This is a genomic window from Serratia sp. CY71090 (genome assembly GCF_052166845.1).
Taxonomy (GTDB): domain Bacteria; phylum Pseudomonadota; class Gammaproteobacteria; order Enterobacterales; family Enterobacteriaceae; genus Serratia; species Serratia nematodiphila.
This window is the reverse complement of sequence record NZ_JBJNOA010000008.1, coordinates 82,741-99,638: the sequence shown is the minus strand read 5'-3', so window position 1 is coordinate 99,638 and position 16,898 is coordinate 82,741. Positions and strand designations below refer to the sequence as shown.

Here is a 16,898-nt window from a genome sequence, read left to right as displayed (position 1 = left end):
CGCTAGCCCGCCCCCCACTGCGTCAGCAGCGCATGCAGCCTGGCCGGTTCCAGCGGCTTGCGCAGCACCAGATAGCCTTCCTGCTCGGCCTCTTGCAATATTTGCGAATTGAACTCGCCGCTGACCATCGCGCCGCTTACGTTCGGCAGGCGTTCGAACAATGCCTGCAGGATGTCGAAGCCGCTCTCGCCGGAACGCAGGCGCTGGTCGCACAGCACGGCGAACGGCGTGAAGCCGCCGTCGACAATGGCGAAGGCTTCCTCGGCGGAGGCCGCGCAGCGCACGGTGATGCCCCAGGTGCTCATCAGGCTCTCCCAAGCGGAGGTCACCAAGGGATCGTCGTCCACCACCAGGCAGGCGCCGCGCAGCGGTGCATAGCGGGTAGGCGTGGCGGTGTTGTCGTAGGCGGCGGCGGTTTCCGGCGCCTTATCTTCGCCGATGTATTGCGTGAAGCGCATCCAGAAGCGTGAGCCTTTGCCTTCGACGGAGTGCATGCCGTACTTCACCTTCATCAGCTTGGCGCAGCGCGCCACCACCGCCAGCCCCAGCCCGTGGCCGGCGCTGTCGATTTTCCACGCCAGCTCGGGGCGGTAGTAAGGGGAGAAGATTTTGCTTTTCTCTTCGTCGGCGATGCCCACGCCGGTGTCCCACACTTCCACCAGGCACTCGGCGCCGCGCGGGCGGATGGCGATCAATACGCCGCCCTGTTGCGTATAGCGCAGAGCGTTCTGGATCAGGTTGATCAGCGATTGCCGCACCAGCAGCGGATCGCCCATCACGCTGATGCGCCGTTTGGGCCGCCAGGTGCGCAGCGCCAGGGTGCGGCTGTTGGCCTCTTCGCGGAACAGGGTGACCACCGAGTCGAGCAGGGCGCCGATATCCACATGGGTGGCGGCGGTGCGCACGTTGCCGGATTCGATCTTGCTGAGATCGAGCAGCGAATTGAACATCAAATGCACCGAACGCACGCTCTGCTGCAGATCCAGCAGCTGCGGCGTCAGGCTGTCGTCGCGGTTTTTGTGGATGATGGCCTCGATCAGAAAGCCCATGGCGTGCACCGGCTGGCGCAGATCGTGGCTGGCGGTGGTCAGGAATTGGTTCTTATCCAGCAGCGCCTGTTCCGCCTCTTCTTTGGCCTGACGGAACTGCTCCGCCAGGCGCGAGCTTTGTTCTTCGAGCAGCGCCTGCTGAATAAAGAACGCATGCGAGGTTAACGCGTGGCGGTAAATGGCGAAGCCGTACAGCAAGTTCAGCATCAGCACGATGAACATCACGTCTTCCAGCCGCCAGATGATGCCGAGGTTCAGCAGCCCCCAGGAGGCGAAGAAAAAGCGGGTAAAGGTGCTGATGACCGGCGTCAGGTGCGTTGCGTTGGCGGCGACGATCGCGGCGATGCTGATATTGAGCAGCAGAAAAAAGTCAAAGTTATGGGTCTGCGGCGTAATTAAATAGAGTGAGGAGATCCCCAAGCCGTGAATAAAGGCCACCTTATTAATGCGCGGCAGCCAGCGGCGCAGCACGGTGTCTTCATCATTTTCTTTGGCCTCGCGCAGGTAGCGCCGATGCCATATTCTGATCGCCACGGCGCATAGCAGGTAAACCATGATCCAGGCAATGGTTGGGCCAAGTTCATCCCCCAGCAAATAAATCCAGATGGCGAAAGGGATGCCGACAAAAGGCACGGCGGTAAAGCTGAACACCAGCCGCATGAAGGTGTTGTCCAGCAGGCGGATCTGCGCGCGTGGGGAGATGCCATCATTTTGTAAATGCTGGAAAAACCTCATGACGACGGATCCCGTTTGCCGTGCAACAGCGTGATGGCTTCCACCCGACTGTTGACGCCGATCTTTTTCAATATATTGCTGATATGCTCTTTGACGGTGGGTTCGGAAATAGACAGTTGCGTCGCAATTCTTTTATTTGGCAGGCCGCGCAGCATCATAGTTAATACGTCGATTTGCCTCGGCGTTAAATTGAATTTATTTAAGTGCTCATGATGGCTTTTAACGATGGTTTCATTACCGTCAGGGAACCAATCCTGATTATTACTCAGCGCAAAAACCGCCCTGGCGAATAATTCAGGCGGTTCGTTTTTTAGCACGAATCCATGCCCGCCGGCATTGTTAACTTTCTGCCAGATATCGTTATTCTCGTCGCCGCTGACCACCAAAATCCGTACCTGCGGATAACGTTGTTTTACTTCTTTGAGTAATTTCAACGCCGTACCGGAAGAGAGCCAAAAATCGATCACCAGTAAACGCGGCGGGCCGTTTTCCCTAATATGACGGTAGCAATTCTCTTCATTGGTCACCACATGCGCCTGTTTGAATCGGCAATGCGTGCTGAGAAAATTAGCGATGCCGCTTGCTACCAATGGATGGTCATCAACGACCAACGCATAATCCTGCCCCAAAGGATTCTCCTTTCGCCTTCAAATATCAGATAGGTCTGATGAATTATTATCAACCCTCCCTACTTTAGGAGGGTTTTTTCGTTTAGGAAAGGGAAATATATTATTCGAGGATTTGGATAAGAGAAAACATAAAGCCAATCGGTAATTTTAACTGATTGGTTATAAAGGATAATTTATGAAGAAACCACTTATCGCTTTAACCGTTACGATGATGGTAGCCGGTTGTTCCACCCTGAAAACCGATCAGGCCATTCCATTACTGCAGGCGGAAACCGCCAAAATGCTGGGGCTGGGATCGTCGGACGAAATTACCGTGACCAACGTCAATGGCGCACAGCCGGATGCGCTGGGCGGCCAAAAACTTTCATATCGCGCCACCACGGAAAAAGGCCGCATTTTCGATTGCTCGTCGTTGATGATGCCGGGAATTTTAGGTTCGTCGCCGTCGCTGAGCGCGCCGACCTGTACGCCGGTGGTCACGCATAAATAATTCGCTTTGGGGGCGGTATTACCGCTTCCTGGTTTTTCATCGTCGGAGCGTCAGCGCCGGGGGGCAATAAGCTTTTGCTTCGACGATCACTAAACCGGCGTGCGCGAAATAACGCCTCACTTCTCCTCTAGTGTATTGAGTTCCCTATAACAATAAATTTCGCGACATCACGCTAACGAGTACGGAGATAGCCCGTGAATGACAAGACATCGCACCCTTTAGCGGTTAGAACACCGCTTTCCAAACTTTACCTCGCTCTATTTTCCGCGCCGTTGTTGATGCTGGCGCCCGCCGATCTCGCTCGCGCAGACGATGCCATTTTTGACGGCGACTCAAAAATTACCGAATCATTGGCCTACACCGGGGACGTTTACGTCGGCCGTAATCAAAGCGGCAACCTGCTGATCGAGAATGGCAAGATCAGCGCCTATAACATCAATATCGGCCGGATGTTCAACGGCCAAATTCACGACAGCGTGGTCACGGTTCGCGGGCCGAACGCCGAGCTGAACGCGGTGAACGATCAGTTCGTGCTGCGCGGCGGCCTGAATCTGGGGCGGGGCACCCTGCGGGTTGAAGACGGCGCGCTGGCCAGCGCGAAAGAGATCGTGGTCGGCACCACCCGTGGCTACGACAGCCACCTGATCGCCACCGGTGCCGGTTCTCGCGTCACCAGCAATTTTCTCAGTGTCGGCACCGATTTAGGGGCACGATCCACGCTGGCGATTGAAGACGGCGCGGTGCTGAGCACCGCTTTTGACGCGCGCATCGGCAATGGCAGCGGGCCGGGTGAGAGCGATACGCTGAGCCCGAAAGCCACGGTCACGGGGGCTAATTCCCAGTGGAACGTCGGCCGCGCGCTCACGCTGTACGGCGATCTGGACGTGTTGAACGGCGCTGCGGTCAATGTCGGCAACATCCAGGTAGCGGGCGTCTCCGGCGCGCGTAAAACCGCCGAGCTGGTGATCGCCGGCAACGGCTCGCGCTTTACCAGCGGCAGCAGCGTCAACGTCGGCGATTACGGCAACGGCGTGTTGGCGGTCATGGACGGCGGGACATTCTCCGCCGGCGGCAACGAAGTGGTGCTGGGCAAGACCGGTTCCGGCTCGAACCGCGGCGCGCTGATTATCGGCAGCCGCGGCAATATGGACACCGGCACCGGGTTGACCGAGCCGACGCTCGGCGCGGCGGGCGCCGCAGGCACCATCGATGCCCAGACGGCGATCGCCCTGCGGGGCGGATTGTTCCGCAGCTATGTGTACTTTAACCATACCGACGGCAATTACGTTTTCAGCAACAAGATGAGCGGCGAAGGCGAGGTGATCAACAGCGCCGGGCACACGACGCTGAACGGAGATCTCACTGGGCTGCAGGCGAACGTCACCGCGCGCGGCGGCAAGCTCATCATCGCCAGTGACATCAATACCCAGAAAGAAGACGACATCTTCGAGATCCAAACCCTCGGCGCCGAGAACGGCGGCACGCTGATCCTGAACGCGACGGCGGGTTCCGACGTCAATAACGGGCAGGGTTACAGCAGCGCCGCCTCGATCAAGGCCGGCGGCACGCTGGGCGGCAACGGCACGCTGGGCCAGACCGAGATCCAGTCCGGCGGTCATATCTCGCCCGGCGATGGCAATATCGGCACGCTGACGCTGAAACGCTACCTGAACTTTATCGGCGAATCCTTCTACGACGTTGATATTGCCGGCGACGGCCGCAGCGACCAGCTGCTGGTGGCGGGCAAAACCACCATCAGCGATCGGGCCAAAGTGCAGGTGACGGCGCTGGATCCGCAAACCAGCTATAAAACCGGCCAAAGCTACCGCATTCTGACCTCGGACGGCGGCATTGACGGCCAGTTCGCGTCGGCGGTCTCCAAGTCCGCCTTCCTCGATGTGGCGCTGAACCACAGCGCCAACGCCGTCGATCTGACCATCGCGCAGAAAGACACGGGCGGGGAAAACCCAGGCGGCGAGAATCCAGGAGGCGAGAATCCGGGCGGGGAAAACCCAGGCGGTGAGAATCCTGGGGGCGAGAATCCGGGCGGGGAAAACCCAGGCGGTGAGAATCCAGGGGGCGAGAACCCGGGCGGAGAAAACCCAGGCGGGGAAAATCCGGGGGGCGAGAACCCAGGCAGCGGCAAGCCGGGCATTTTCCAAACGGTGGCCGAAAGCGGCAACCAGTGGAATACCGCCGGCGCGCTCTCGACGCTGACGCAGAGCGGCCCTTCGCTGGCGCTGTACAACTCGCTGCTGCTGCTGAGCGCGCCGGAAGCGCGCGAGGCGTTCAATCAGCTGTCCGGCGAAGTCTATCCGTCGATGCAGTCTAACCTGATCGCCGGTAGCACCCAGCTGTTCAACGTGCTGAACCAGCGCATGCTGCGCCTGTTCGACAACGACAGCCTGCCGGTACCGCCGTTGGCGATGTCGCTGGTGCAACCGGCGCAGGCGCAAAACAGCGACGTCTGGGGGCAGACCTTCAGTTCCTGGGGCAGAAACAGCGGCAACGGCAACGTGGGCAAGCTGGATGGAAACACCACCGGCTTCCTGTTGGGGGCTGATCGCAAACTGGCGGACCATAACGTGCGCATTGGCGGTTACTTCGGTTACAGCCGCGGCGACTACGACGTTGACAGCCGCCGCTCCAAGGCCGATACCGACAACTACCACCTCGGTTTGTATGCGGCCGGGCAGCAGGATGCGTTCTCACTGCGCGGCGCGCTGGGTTACACCTGGCACAAGATTGAAGGCAAGCGCAACGTCGATTTCAGCGGCTTCTCGGATCGGCTGAAGTCAGATTACGACGCGAACTCGCTGCTGGCGTTCACCGAAGCGGGTTACCGTTTCGGCCAGCCGGAGATGAACGTCGAACCGTTCATCAACCTGAGCTATATCCGCCTGCATACCGACAGCTTCCAGGAGTCGGGCGGCGCGGCGGCGTTGAGCGTGCGCAATGAAACGATGAATACCTTCTACTCCACGCTCGGGGTGCGCGGCGTGACCGAACTGCCGAAGAACGTCAGCCTCTACGGCTCGCTTGGCTGGCAGCATGCTTACGGCGATAAGAACACCTCATCGCGCATGGCGTTTGCCGGCAGCGACGCGTTCGTCACGCAGGGCCAGGCCGTGGATGACAACGTGATGGTGGGCGATATCGGCGTGAGCGTGAAACTGTCGCGCGCCGCGACGCTGGATGTCGGCTATCAGGGGCAATTCGGCGCCGATACCCGCGTTAATTCGGTCAACGCCAACCTGCGCTGGTCGTTCTGATTTTTCCTCTAGACTTCTCTGGTACTTGCAGGCCCGCTTGATGCGGGCCTTTTTTATGGTGAGTGGCTGACTTTCACGATAAAAAAGCCCGCGCAACGGCGGGCTGAGCGGGAGAAGGCGTTTAACGCCCTTTTTTCTTGCGCCCCGGCTGGGTAAAGCGCTTGCGGCCGGCCGGCGCAGCGGCTTTGTCGGCGCTTTTCGGCCCGCCGGCGCTCGGCTTTCTCGCCGCGGCGGATTTGGCCGGGGCTTTTTTCGCCGGTTTGGCCTCGGATGAAGAGCCTTCAATCAGCTTGAACAGTTCGATCAGCTCGTCATCGGTCAGATCGCGCCACTCGCCCAGCGGCAACCCTTTCAGGCTGACGTTCATGATGCGCGTGCGTTCCAGCTTGGTGACCTCGTAGCCGAAGTGTTCGCACATGCGGCGGATCTGGCGGTTCAGCCCCTGCACCAGCGTGATGCGGAACACGAACGGCGCCTCTTTCTTCACCTTGCACTTTTTGGTCACGGTGCCCAGCATCGGCACGCCGGCGCCCATGCCACGAATAAACTCGTCGGTCACCGGCTTGTTGACCGTCACCAGATACTCTTTCTCGTGATTGTTGCCGGCGCGCAGGATCTTGTTGACCAGATCGCCGTGGTTGGTCAGAAAGATCAGCCCCTGCGAATCCTTGTCCAGGCGGCCGATCGGGAAGATGCGCTTGCTGTGGTTGACGAAGTCGGCGATGTTGTCGCGCTCGCCGTCCTCGGTGGTGGTGACGATGCCGACCGGTTTATTCAGCGCGATCAGCACCAGATCTTCTTCATTGCGCGGTTCGATCAGCTGACCGTTAACCTTCACGACATCGCCGGCAAATACCTGGGCGCCAACGGTGGCGCGTTTACCGTTGATGAAAACGTTGCCCTGTTCGATGTATCGATCGGCGTCGCGGCGTGAGCAGATGCCGCTCTCGCTAATGTATTTGTTCAGACGAATGGATGAGTTGGTCAGCATGGGATCTCCGTAAAACGCGGACTATACATTACCCGCTGGGGGTTGCGGAAGCTGTTCGAGAATAGATGCAATAGCGGAAGGTGATGCATGCGCCATCAATGCTGATTGGGCCTTACTCATTGCTGATTCTATCATCATGAGTTAACAATATTCACAAAATCAATAAGATAGATAAAATTTTATTTGCTGGATATTATCGGTGCTCAGCCAAAGGATGGGGGAAATAAAATGCTTCGCTGCTTTTTAGTTCATAATGGAAACAAAATAAACACTCTGTTGTGTCAAGGGGTTGGGATGTTCTCTGTGTTTTCTGGTAATAAACAGTATACAAATCAACCAGGATGCACAGATGTTCCCAATCACGGGGCTATACCAGCCGGTACTTACTGGATTGTGGATCGGCCATCCGGTGGTTTAAAGTCGCAGACTATTACTTTCATAAAAGATATTGTGACCAATGTAGATCACAATAGTTGGTTTGCTTTATACAGAGATGATGGAACAGTTAACGATAGAACATGGATTAACGGCATTATGCGTGGACAATTCAGGTTGCATCCAATCGGTCCACTTGGATTATCCGAAGGATGTGTAACCTTTTATTCCCAAAACGAATTCAATCGTCTGCGAGCTGCATTGCTGAAATCGAAAACAGCCAGAGTTCCGGGAACGACATTACAGGCATATGGGACTATCGAGGTGAAAGGCTATGAAAAAATTTGCCCTGTTGCTCGCTAACGTATTGGCTGTTGTTGGGCTGGCTGTGCTGACAATAAAGCTTTTTCCTGTACCCAGGCTAAACCAGAATCAAACCGCTTGGCTGATTGACGCCAGTGGTTTTTTCCATTTTAACGATACGGAATGGTTTGGTGCGCTCGTTTTTGGCGCGGTTTATCTGCTGGCCGGGTGTCTGGAATGGCTCTTTATCCGCCAGGTTTTTCAGCGGGTGAGCTGCGGGCTCCGCCACTAACTCTCATCACCGTTCCCCCACCTTCACCACCCGGGTATTCAGCGGGGTGAGCGTCTGCCCGGCGCTGCCGATCGGCGTCAGGCGCGGCACGGGGCGGCCGCTGTCGCTTTCCACCAGCGTTGAGTGCGTCTCTCCCTCGGCGAACAAATGATCTTCCCCCCACTGGCGCAGGCCAACGATCACCGGAAACAGCGCGCGGCCTTTCTCGGTCAGCACATACTCCTGATAGGCGCTGCCGTCCGCGGCGGGCACGATCTCCAGCACGCCGTGCGTCACCAGGGCGCGCAGCCGGGTGGCAAGAATGTTCTTCGCCATCCCCAGCCCTTTTTGAAACTCGCTGAAACGGGTGACGCCGTCGAAGGCGTCGCGCACGATCAGCAGCGACCACCAGTCGCCAATCACATCCAGCGTGCGCGCTACCGGGCACGGCGCGTCTTCCAGGCTTTTACGTTTCACGGCGTTTATCTCCAGCGACATATTCTGGTTGCATTATAAAACCTCCGCACCTAAAGTTCATTGGGTTTAATTATGAAACCAGATTGAGGTGTGCGATGAGCGACAAACTGCTGGATCCTCCCTGTACGGCGCTGGGGCGCCTGCCGGCCGCCCTGGTGCTGCTGTTGGCCGGTGCCAGCGCCTTTAGCGTGGCCAACGTTTATTATGCGCAGCCGCTGCTGGACGCCATTGCCCGTGATTTTTCCATCAGCCTGGCTGCGGTCGGCATGGTGATCACCGTGACTCAGTTGGGCTGCGCGCTGGCGTTGCTGTTGGTGGTGCCGCTGGGGGATCGGTTGAACCGGCATCGATTGCTGGCGGGGCAACAGCTGGGGCTGATCGGCGCGCTGCTGCTGGTGGGCTGGGCGCACAGCGCGCCCTGGCTGCTGGCGGGGATGTTGCTGGTGGGGCTACTGGGCACCGCCATGACGCAGGGGCTGATCGCATTCGCCGCCGCCCTGGCGGCGCCGCAGGAGCGCGGGCGGGTGGTCGGCGCGGCGCAGGGCGGGGTGGTGCTGGGGCTGTTGCTGGCGCGCACCTTGTCCGGCGCGCTGGCGGACGTTGGCGGCTGGCGCACGGTGTACTTCTTCTCCGCCGGAGTGACGCTGGTATTGCTGCCGATCCTGTCGCGCCTGCTGCCTGTGCCGCGCACCGCGCCCAGCACGCTGAGTTATCCCGCGCTGTTGCGTTCAATGTTGAGCCTGTTGCGGCGTGACCGCACGCTGCAAATTCGCGGCATGTTGGCGCTGCTGATGTTCGGCGCTTTCAGCCTCTTTTGGAGTTCGCTGGTGTTGCCGCTGAGCCAGCCGCCGTTCAACTTCACCCATGCCGCGGTGGGAGCGTTCGGCCTGGTCGGCGCAGTGGGCGCGCTGGCGGCGGTGCGCGCCGGGCATCTGGCGGATCGTGGGCTGGGGCAGGCGGCCAGCGGCGCGTGTCTGCTGCTGTTGACGTTGGCCTGGCTGCCGCTCGGTTTGCTCGGCAGCGGCCTGGCTTGGCTGGTGGCGGGCATTGTGCTGCTGGATCTGGCGGGACAGGCGATCCACGTGCTGAACCAGAGCATGATCTTCAGCGCCCACCCGCAGTCGCATAGCCGGCTGGTGGGCTGCTACATGCTGTTTTACGCCGTCGGCAGCGGGCTGGGCGCCTTTGCCGGCACCCATATGTACGCCTGGGCGGGGTGGAGCGGCGTCTGCTGGCTGGGGGCGGGCGTCAGCCTGAGCGCGCTGCTGTTTTGGCGGCTGACGCTGCGTGGGATGCCGGATGCCGCGGGTAAGAGCTAGCGGGCCGGCGAATGCATCAGGTAATAATCTTCTTCGCCGTCGTTGCCGGTGGAGATGATGCGCCAACCGTGTTTGCGGTAGAACGCCAGCGCCTTTTCATTCTTCACCAGGCATTTCAGCGAGCCGGTGGCGGTGAAGGTGGCTTGCGCCGCTTGCAGCAGCGCACTGCCGACGCCGCGCGGCGGCTGATGGGGATCGACATACAGGTTATGAATGAAGTTGTCTTCGCGGTAGATGGAGACGAATCCCAGCAGCACGCCGCCGTCTTCCGCCACCCAAATCGCTTCGCCCAGCGTCGCGCGGTCGAAATCTTCCAACTGGTAGTTTGAGGTATTGCGCCAACCGAATGCCGCCTTGCGCGACGCCAGGTACAGCGTGCGCAGGAAGGGGCGATCGGCCTCTTGGTAAGATCTTATTTGCATGACATCTCCCGGTGGTTTGTGCTCACTATAGCGCATGGCGCCGGGCGTGCATGACCACAAACGGAAAATGCTAGGCGTCGCCCCAGGCGGGCAGGCGATTGACTCCGTCGCTCAGCTCCTGAGCAAGATGGCGCACGGTGTCGGCGTGCAGGGCGGCCAACGGTGGATGAAAGTCGGGCGCCCGCAACGCTTGCGGCGCGCGGGAAAGCTGCGCCGCATACTCGGCGAGAACGCGCCCGCCCTGATGTTGCACCTCGATCAGCGCCTGGCGTTCCTGCGCGGACAGCGCCGCGCCGCCGCCTGCCAGATAGGTGTTGAGCTTTTCGCTGGTCAGCAACAGGCTGCGCGTCTGGTTAAAGATCAGTTGTATATGCCGGGTGAAGCTTTCATGGTTGTCGTCCGCCAGCTGCCAGGTGGGCTCCAGCGTCACCCGGGCCACCACCGCTTCGCAGCCCTCGATCTTTTGCCAGATGCCGATGGCGTTTGTGTTCTCGCCGCCGAGGAAGCGCGACAGTTCCCGCAGCACGTTGGCAACCTGCTGCCGCAGTGACTCCCCTTCGTATTCCGGCCACAGCGTGGCGTGAATGAAGGTGGCGAACCCTACCCCCAGCACGATGCCGATCAGGCGATCGCGGATCTCGGTCAGTCCGGTGACCGGGCCGAAGCTTTCCAGCAGCGCCAGGGAAAAGGTGAACAGGATCTGTACCCCGGCATAGCTTATTTTCTCGGAGCCGGCGGCGATCCAGGCGGAGAGGGCGATCACCGGCAGCGTCAGCAGCAGCAAGCCGACGAGGCTGTTGAGGTGAGGCATGATCCACACCACCGAGATCAGCGCCAGCAGGCTGCCGATCGCCGCGCCGCCGAGACGCAGCCGCGCCCGCCGCTGTGTGGCGCCGAGGCTGGGCTGCGCCACGATCAGGCAGCTCAGCATGATGGTATGAATGCCGGACCAATCGACGGCGGTATAAAACACGTAGGCGACCAGCACGGTCAGCAGCGTTTTCAACGAAAACTGGATGTAAACCGGGTTGGTCAGGGCGTCAGGGGTAAAGAAGGGCACTTTTGGCGGCGGCGCGGCCTGCAGGGCGTCGGCGTAGTCGCTGCGGTTGGCGTAGACCTGCAGGAGGCCGGCCATTTCATTGAGCGGCGCCGGCACCTGCGGATCGTCGCTGCCGGCGATCGCGACGGAAAATCGCAGCGCGCTGTCGTGGCTTATCGCGGTTTGCAGTGCGCGGCAGGCGGCGTCTATCTCTTGCGCCAATTGATGCGCGGCCGCGCCGAAAGCCGGCGGCAGCTGGTAGGCCAGGATATTGAGCTGCAACACCAGGGTGATCAGCGCCAGATAACCGGGCTCGTTGGCGCGGCAGCGATCGCTGCGCATCACCGAAAAGCGCAGCAGCTTATGCAGCTCGGTGGCGTGCTGGGAGATGGCGCTCAGATCGCGCGTCTCGCCGCCGTTGGCCAACATAGCGCGGGTTTCGTCCAACACCGCGTTCATCCGGCCCTTTAGCTGTTTCAGCGGTTCGGCCGGCAGCAGCAGGGTATTGACGATCAGGGTGAGCAGGATGGCGTAGTTGATCGCCACCCATACCCACAGCACCAGCCGTATCACCACTTCCGCCTGCGGAGTGAGATCGACAAAGCTTTGCGTGTAGATCACCACCAGCGCCATCAGGAAGAACAGCACCCCAACCTTGGTCACCCGCATCAGGAACACGCTGAGGAAAAACAGCGCGCTGGAGAGCAGGATGCGCAGCATCGGGTAGTCGTAGGTGAACTTCAGCACCAGGATAGCGGCGCCGATCGCCAGCGTGGAACTGACGAAGAACAGGATGCCGATTGCGCGGGTGATCACGATATTGGACTGCGTGATAAAGAAGACAGCGATCAGCGACAGCGCCAGCCAGGGTACCTGCAGCGTCTGCGAGATCACGATGGCGATCGCGCTGGAGAGCAGGGCGCGGATCACCAGGTTGATGCGGCTGTCCGAAGGGCGCAGCTCGTCGATCAACTGGGACAGCCAGCCGCGAGACATCGTTTTACTCTTCATGGCGCAGGTTCAGCTTGGCCACCGCCGAAGCGCCCACGCGGAACAGCGCCGGGTTGGGGGCCTCGACCGCGATCTTGACCGGGAAGCGCTGAGAAACGTGCACCCAGTTGATGTTGCGCGACACGTTGGGCAGCCCGCCCAGCACGGTGCCGCCGTCGTCGGGCTGCACGCCGTAGCTGACCGACTCCACCTTGCCGCTGAAGGTCTGGCCGGCGTCGCTCATTAAATACAGCGTGGCCGGCACGCCGGGATGCACGCCTTTCAGGTCGGTTTCGCGGAAGTTGGCGACCACGTACCAGTGGCGGGTGTCGATCAGCGTGAACACCGGTTTGGTGCTGGAGGCATATTGGCCGACGGTGGTTTTCAGGGAGGCGATGCGGCCGTCGAACGGCGCTCTCACCTCGGTGAACTCCAGGTTCAGTTTGGCGATGGCGATGTCGGCCTGCACTTCGGCGCGCTGCGCGACCAGGGCTTCGACGCCGCTGACGGCGGCTTCCGCCTGTTTCGCCTGCAGCAATGCGGCCTGCAGTTCCGCCTGCGCCGAGCGCTGGGAGGTGCGGGCGGTTTCCACTTCTTCCGCCGAAACGTAGTTCTTGCCGAGCAGCTTCTGCCGGCGGTTGAGGGTGTCGGTCGCCTGCGCCACCAGCGCCTGCGAGCGTTTGACGATGGCGTTCATCGATTCGGCGTTGTACTGCTGTGCGTTGACCGAACGCTGCGTCAGTTTGATCTGTTCATTCAGCGTGATCAGGCGCGCTTCGCTGGCCGCCAGCGCGTCCTGGTAAGGGCGCGGATCGATGCGGAACAGCAGATCGCCTTGCCGCACTTCCTGGTTGTCGCGGATCGGCATCTCGACGATGCGGCCGTTCACCTCCGGCACTACGTCGATGGTGTCGGCATAGGCGTAGGCATCGTCGGTAGTGGGGGCGTTTTCCACCCGCCAGACGACGACGGCGGCCACGATGAGCGTCAACGCCAGGATGGTAAGCACCAGCAGTCTGCGCTTGTTGGAGGTTTGTGGTTGGGTCATGGCGTCAGTCTCAGTGGGGGAAAACCAGTAACCAGGTCAGCATGGCGATCAGCGCGGTCAGCGCCGGATACGTCAGCAGCTGCGGCGCCAGCCAGGCGCGTTTTTCCGGGATGCGCAGCAGCAGGTGGATCGCCACCATGCCCGCCACGCCGCCGCACAGGCAAAACAGCCAGTCGGGGAATGAAGCGCCGAACACCACCATGGACGGTGCCGGTGAGCACCCGGTGAGCAGCAGCGCGGTCAGGCAGGTGATAAGCAGTTTTTTGTCGGGCATAGGGCGTTCTCTGGCGATTGGCTTGGTCGACGGGCCGAATGGAATGACTCTTTTTCAGTGAGTGAGGTCACTGTTTGTCTTCCCCACGCTTGCGCAAGGAGAAACTAGAATGAATACTCTACTTCAAACTAGAGGAGTTAATCTAGTTTTTTGTGTCACCCTGCCTTCGCGGCGGCAAATGGGTATAATGCGTTGATGACAGCGGGCAGAAACGAATATGCAAATCGACGAACACATCACCGGGCGAGAGCCGCAGCAGGAAAGAGGGCGGCAACGCGTACAAACCATTCTGGATTCGGCGGCGGCGATCGTGGCGCAGGACGGGCTGGCGGCGCTCAGCATGCAGTGGCTCGCCAAGCACGCCAAAACCTCCATCGGCTCGATGTATCACTTTTTCCCCGATCGCCACGCGGTGATCAAGGCGCTGGCGGATCGGCACACCGAATCGATCGAGGCGCTGGTGCGCGACATGGCGTTGGCCAGCGACGACGAGTGGCGGCGCCTCTCCGCTGAAGAGGTGATCCAGCGGCTGTTTTCACCCTATGCGCAGTACCTGCGCGAGCACGCCGACTACCTGCCGGTGATGCGGGAAATGAACCTGCCGGATGAAAAGTCCAGCTTCCTGGCGCTGATCGCCCGAGTGCTGCAGCTGCGCCGCCCCGAGACCGCTGAAGCGGAGATCCTGCAGCAAACCCGGCTGTTGCAAAGCCTGGTGGCCGGCACCTTGCACCACATCTTCAAAACGGCGCCGCAGAGCGTGGCGTTCACCCTGGTGGAGCTGCCCGGCGTGCTGAGCCTGTATCTGGCGGGAAAAGAGGGAAGCATCGCTTAGGCGCGAGCCAATTTAATCGCTTGTTTGTCCGCGCCGCCGCTGGCATGATCCCCTGCAGGGATTAACGCAGTGTTGATCACAACCTATTGATTTTCATGACTCGGGGTGTCCTTCTGCGTGAAGGCTGAGAAATACCCGTATTACCTGATCTGGATAATGCCAGCGTAGGGAAGTCACGGCCGCCCAGCCGGCGCCGCCTTCTTGAACGCCGGTTGGGAGGAATATGATCGCTCGACCTGATGCACTACCCGGCGCTCGCGCCGCGGCCTGTCTGACCCAATTCCAACAGCGGCCTCCGCTGATCCACTGCCTGACCAACGAAGTGGTGCAGTCGCTGACCGCCAACGTGCTGCTGGCGCTCGGCGCCTCCCCGGCGATGGTGGTGGAGCCGCAAGAGGCGGCGCAGTTCAGCGCGCTGGCCGACGGCCTGCTGATCAACGTCGGTACCCTCAATGCGCTGCGCGCCGAATCGATGCGGGCGGCGGTGGCCGCCGCCAATCAGGCCGCCAAGCCCTGGACGCTGGATCCGGTGGCGGTCGGCGCGCTCTCCTACCGCACCGCCTTCGCCAAACAGCTGCTGGTCGAAAAACCGGCGGCGATACGCGGCAACGCCTCGGAAATCATGGCGCTCAGCGGGTTGCTGGCCAGCGGCCGCGGCGTGGACAGCGGCGACGATTCCTTGGCGGCATTGCCCGCCGCGCGTGAGCTGGCGCAGCGCAGCGGCGCGGTGGTGGCGGTCACCGGCGCGGTGGATTATGTCACTGACGGCCAACGCGACTGGGCGATCGAAGGCGGCTCCCCGCTGATGACGCGGGTGGTGGGCACCGGCTGCGCGCTGTCGGCGGTGGCGGCGGCGTTTTGCGCCCTGCCGGGCGATCGCCTGGACAACGTGGCGACCGCCTGTCGGGTGATGTCACACTGCGGCGGCCTCGCGGCCAGGCAGGCCGCCGGGCCGGGCAGCTTTACGCCGGCGTTCCTCGATGCCCTGTATCAGCTGCGCGGGGAGGATCTGTGATGAAACGCATTAACGCGCTGACCATCGCCGGCACCGATCCCAGCGGCGGCGCCGGCATTCAGGCCGATTTGAAGGCCTTCTCGGCGCTCGGCGCTTACGGCACCTCGGTGATCACTGCGCTGGTGGCGCAGAATACCCGCGGCGTGCAGTCGGTGTATTACATCGATCCGGCGTTCGTCGCCGCGCAGCTGGACTCGGTGTTCAGCGACGTGCGCATCGACAGCGTCAAGATCGGCATGCTGGCCAACGCCGACATCGTGCAGGCGGTGGCCGAACGCCTGCGCCATTACCGGCCGGAATTCGTGGTGCTGGATACCGTGATGCTGGCGAAAAGCGGCGATCCGTTGCTGGTGCCGGAGGCGGTGGCGTCTATCCGGCGCGAGCTGTTGCCGCTGGTGTCGATCATTACGCCGAACCTGCCGGAAGCGGCGGCGCTGCTGGCGTGCGCGCCGGCGGAAGATGAAGCGCAGATGCGCGAGCAGGGGCGGGCGCTGCTCGCGATGGGCTGCCGGGCGGTGCTGATGAAGGGCGGCCACCTGAGCGAAAGCGAGAGCCCGGACTGGCTGTTTACCGCCGAAGGCGAGCAGCGCTTTACCGCGCCGCGCGTCGCTACCCGCCACACCCACGGCACCGGCTGCACGCTCTCGGCCGCGCTGGCGGCGCTGCGCCCGCGCCATGCCGACTGGGCGGCCACGGTGGCCGCCGCCAAAGACTACCTGCAACAAGCGCTGCAACAGGCGGATACGCTGGAAGTGGGGCACGGCATTGGGCCGGTGCATCATTTTCACGCCTGGTGGTGAGTCAACTTTTTGCCGCAACCGTGGTCTGACTGGTTCAGGCCCGGTTTTACGGGCGAAACCTGATTTAACCTAGGGAGAAGGACTATGACGGGACACCAGGCGCTGCGTTGCGCCCTCTTCGGCGCACTGCTCAGCTTCAGCGCGGGCAGCTTTGCCCAGCAGATCGTCACCACATCGGATTTGATTCAGCAGCCGGGGTATCAGGCCAGCTGGCAAAACATGGTCAAAGGCCAGGCGCGGATGCCGGGCTGGGCGCGCAAGGGCGTCGGCACCTCTACGCCGGCGCAGAATCTGAACTGGAAAGGCAAAGAGTATCTGGTCGGCAACCTGTGCAAACCGCACGACTGCGGCAACAACTTTTTGATCGTGGCGTTCAGCGCGGATAAATCCCAGGCCTGGGGCGTGCGGGTCGAGGTGGAAGAGCGGCCGGAAGCCGTCGATCATCCGAAGAAATATGCTAAGTACCAGTGGCTCGGCAAGCCGGATGAAGACATGAAGGCGCTGCTGAAGCAGCAGTTCGAGAACAATCCCGACTGGAAATAATCTGACCGGGGGCGCCGCTGCCGG

17 protein-coding genes and 1 riboswitch are annotated in these 16,898 nt (G+C 61.0%); of the genes, 9 read left to right on the top strand and 8 right to left on the bottom strand.

Going from position 1 to position 16,898, the window contains the following annotated elements:
* Positions 1-2: 2 nt before the first annotated feature.
* Positions 3-1,784 (bottom strand): hybrid sensor histidine kinase/response regulator, encoded by a 1,782-nt coding sequence (locus ACJ8OK_RS15985; protein WP_060560055.1) that lies wholly within the window; start codon positions 1,782-1,784, stop codon positions 3-5.
* Positions 1,781-2,413 (bottom strand): response regulator transcription factor, encoded by a 633-nt coding sequence (locus tag ACJ8OK_RS15980; protein WP_135638503.1) that lies wholly within the window; start codon positions 2,411-2,413, stop codon positions 1,781-1,783. Before ACJ8OK_RS15980 ends, ACJ8OK_RS15985 begins: the two co-directional genes overlap by 4 nt.
* A 175-nt stretch (positions 2,414-2,588) precedes the next feature.
* Between ACJ8OK_RS15980 and ACJ8OK_RS15975 the strand changes: the two genes are divergently transcribed.
* Together ACJ8OK_RS15975 and ACJ8OK_RS15970 are read left to right on the top strand one after the other, a co-directional pair.
* The gene (locus ACJ8OK_RS15975) at positions 2,589-2,903 is read left to right on the top strand and encodes a hypothetical protein (protein WP_015378764.1); all 315 of its coding nucleotides are present in this window, start codon (positions 2,589-2,591) and stop codon (positions 2,901-2,903) included.
* A gap of 194 nt (positions 2,904-3,097) precedes the next feature.
* On the top strand, positions 3,098-6,175 hold the full coding sequence (locus tag ACJ8OK_RS15970; RefSeq protein ID WP_442530682.1) for an autotransporter outer membrane beta-barrel domain-containing protein: 3,078 nt from the start codon (positions 3,098-3,100) through the stop codon (positions 6,173-6,175).
* Between the two features lie 121 nt (positions 6,176-6,296).
* On the opposite strand, the gene rluF is transcribed toward ACJ8OK_RS15970, so the two are convergent.
* The gene (gene rluF, locus ACJ8OK_RS15965) at positions 6,297-7,166 is read right to left on the bottom strand and encodes a 23S rRNA pseudouridine(2604) synthase RluF (RefSeq protein WP_049278608.1); all 870 of its coding nucleotides are present in this window, start codon (positions 7,164-7,166) and stop codon (positions 6,297-6,299) included.
* Between the two features lie 183 nt (positions 7,167-7,349).
* On the opposite strand from rluF, the gene ACJ8OK_RS15960 reads away from it, so the two are divergent.
* Positions 7,350-7,904: a DUF2778 domain-containing protein gene (locus ACJ8OK_RS15960; protein ID WP_229705521.1), complete on the top strand. Its 555-nt coding sequence runs from the start codon at positions 7,350-7,352 to the stop codon at positions 7,902-7,904.
* Positions 7,876-8,136 (top strand): DUF1158 family protein, encoded by a 261-nt coding sequence (locus ACJ8OK_RS15955; protein ID WP_048325223.1) that lies wholly within the window; start codon positions 7,876-7,878, stop codon positions 8,134-8,136. The genes ACJ8OK_RS15960 and ACJ8OK_RS15955 overlap by 29 nt, the downstream gene beginning before the upstream one ends.
* A gap of 6 nt (positions 8,137-8,142) precedes the next feature.
* On the opposite strand, the gene ACJ8OK_RS15950 is transcribed toward ACJ8OK_RS15955, so the two are convergent.
* On the bottom strand, positions 8,143-8,592 hold the full coding sequence (locus tag ACJ8OK_RS15950; protein WP_074469416.1) for a winged helix-turn-helix transcriptional regulator: 450 nt from the start codon (positions 8,590-8,592) through the stop codon (positions 8,143-8,145).
* Positions 8,593-8,687: 95 nt separating this feature from the next.
* Here ACJ8OK_RS15950 and ACJ8OK_RS15945 point away from each other — a divergent pair, with 95 nt between their 5' ends.
* Positions 8,688-9,911 carry an MFS transporter gene (locus tag ACJ8OK_RS15945; RefSeq protein WP_060560053.1) on the top strand — a complete coding sequence of 408 codons (1,224 nt, stop codon included), beginning with the start codon at positions 8,688-8,690 and terminating at the stop codon, positions 9,909-9,911.
* Here ACJ8OK_RS15945 and ACJ8OK_RS15940 read toward each other — a convergent pair.
* The 4 genes from ACJ8OK_RS15940 to ACJ8OK_RS15925 form a co-directional block, all read right to left on the bottom strand.
* Positions 9,908-10,333 carry a GNAT family N-acetyltransferase gene (locus ACJ8OK_RS15940; RefSeq protein ID WP_442530681.1) on the bottom strand — a complete coding sequence of 142 codons (426 nt, stop codon included), beginning with the start codon at positions 10,331-10,333 and terminating at the stop codon, positions 9,908-9,910. The two genes, ACJ8OK_RS15945 and ACJ8OK_RS15940, sit on opposite strands and share 4 nt — an antisense overlap.
* Positions 10,334-10,403: 70 nt before the next feature.
* Entirely contained in the window at positions 10,404-12,368 is a 1,965-nt protein-coding gene (locus ACJ8OK_RS15935; RefSeq protein ID WP_442530680.1) for an FUSC family protein, read from the bottom strand.
* Positions 12,369-12,372: 4 nt separating this feature from the next.
* Positions 12,373-13,410, bottom strand: a complete 1,038-nt coding sequence (gene mdtN / locus ACJ8OK_RS15930; RefSeq protein WP_082997550.1) for a multidrug transporter subunit MdtN — start codon at positions 13,408-13,410, stop codon at positions 12,373-12,375.
* A 10-nt stretch (positions 13,411-13,420) separates the two neighbouring features.
* The gene (locus tag ACJ8OK_RS15925; RefSeq protein ID WP_442530679.1) at positions 13,421-13,684 is read right to left on the bottom strand and encodes a YtcA family lipoprotein; all 264 of its coding nucleotides are present in this window, start codon (positions 13,682-13,684) and stop codon (positions 13,421-13,423) included.
* Between the two features lie 217 nt (positions 13,685-13,901).
* Between ACJ8OK_RS15925 and ACJ8OK_RS15920 the strand changes: the two genes are divergently transcribed.
* The 4 genes from ACJ8OK_RS15920 to ACJ8OK_RS15905 all read left to right on the top strand — a co-directional run bounded on the left by ACJ8OK_RS15920 (position 13,902) and on the right by ACJ8OK_RS15905 (position 16,874).
* Entirely contained in the window at positions 13,902-14,516 is a 615-nt protein-coding gene (locus ACJ8OK_RS15920; protein WP_085058814.1) for a TetR/AcrR family transcriptional regulator, read from the top strand.
* 91 nt (positions 14,517-14,607) lie between these two features.
* Positions 14,608-14,704: riboswitch (TPP riboswitch) on the top strand.
* A gap of 35 nt (positions 14,705-14,739) precedes the next feature.
* Positions 14,740-15,531, top strand: a complete 792-nt coding sequence (gene thiM, locus ACJ8OK_RS15915; RefSeq protein ID WP_442530678.1) for a hydroxyethylthiazole kinase — start codon at positions 14,740-14,742, stop codon at positions 15,529-15,531.
* Positions 15,531-16,331, top strand: coding sequence for a bifunctional hydroxymethylpyrimidine kinase/phosphomethylpyrimidine kinase (thiD, locus tag ACJ8OK_RS15910; protein WP_442530677.1), 801 nt, complete (start codon positions 15,531-15,533; stop codon positions 16,329-16,331). The genes thiM and thiD overlap by 1 nt, the downstream gene beginning before the upstream one ends.
* 84 nt (positions 16,332-16,415) lie before the next feature.
* Positions 16,416-16,874 (top strand): inhibitor of vertebrate lysozyme family protein, encoded by a 459-nt coding sequence (locus ACJ8OK_RS15905; RefSeq protein ID WP_033632367.1) that lies wholly within the window; start codon positions 16,416-16,418, stop codon positions 16,872-16,874.
* Positions 16,875-16,898 lie beyond the last annotated feature (24 nt).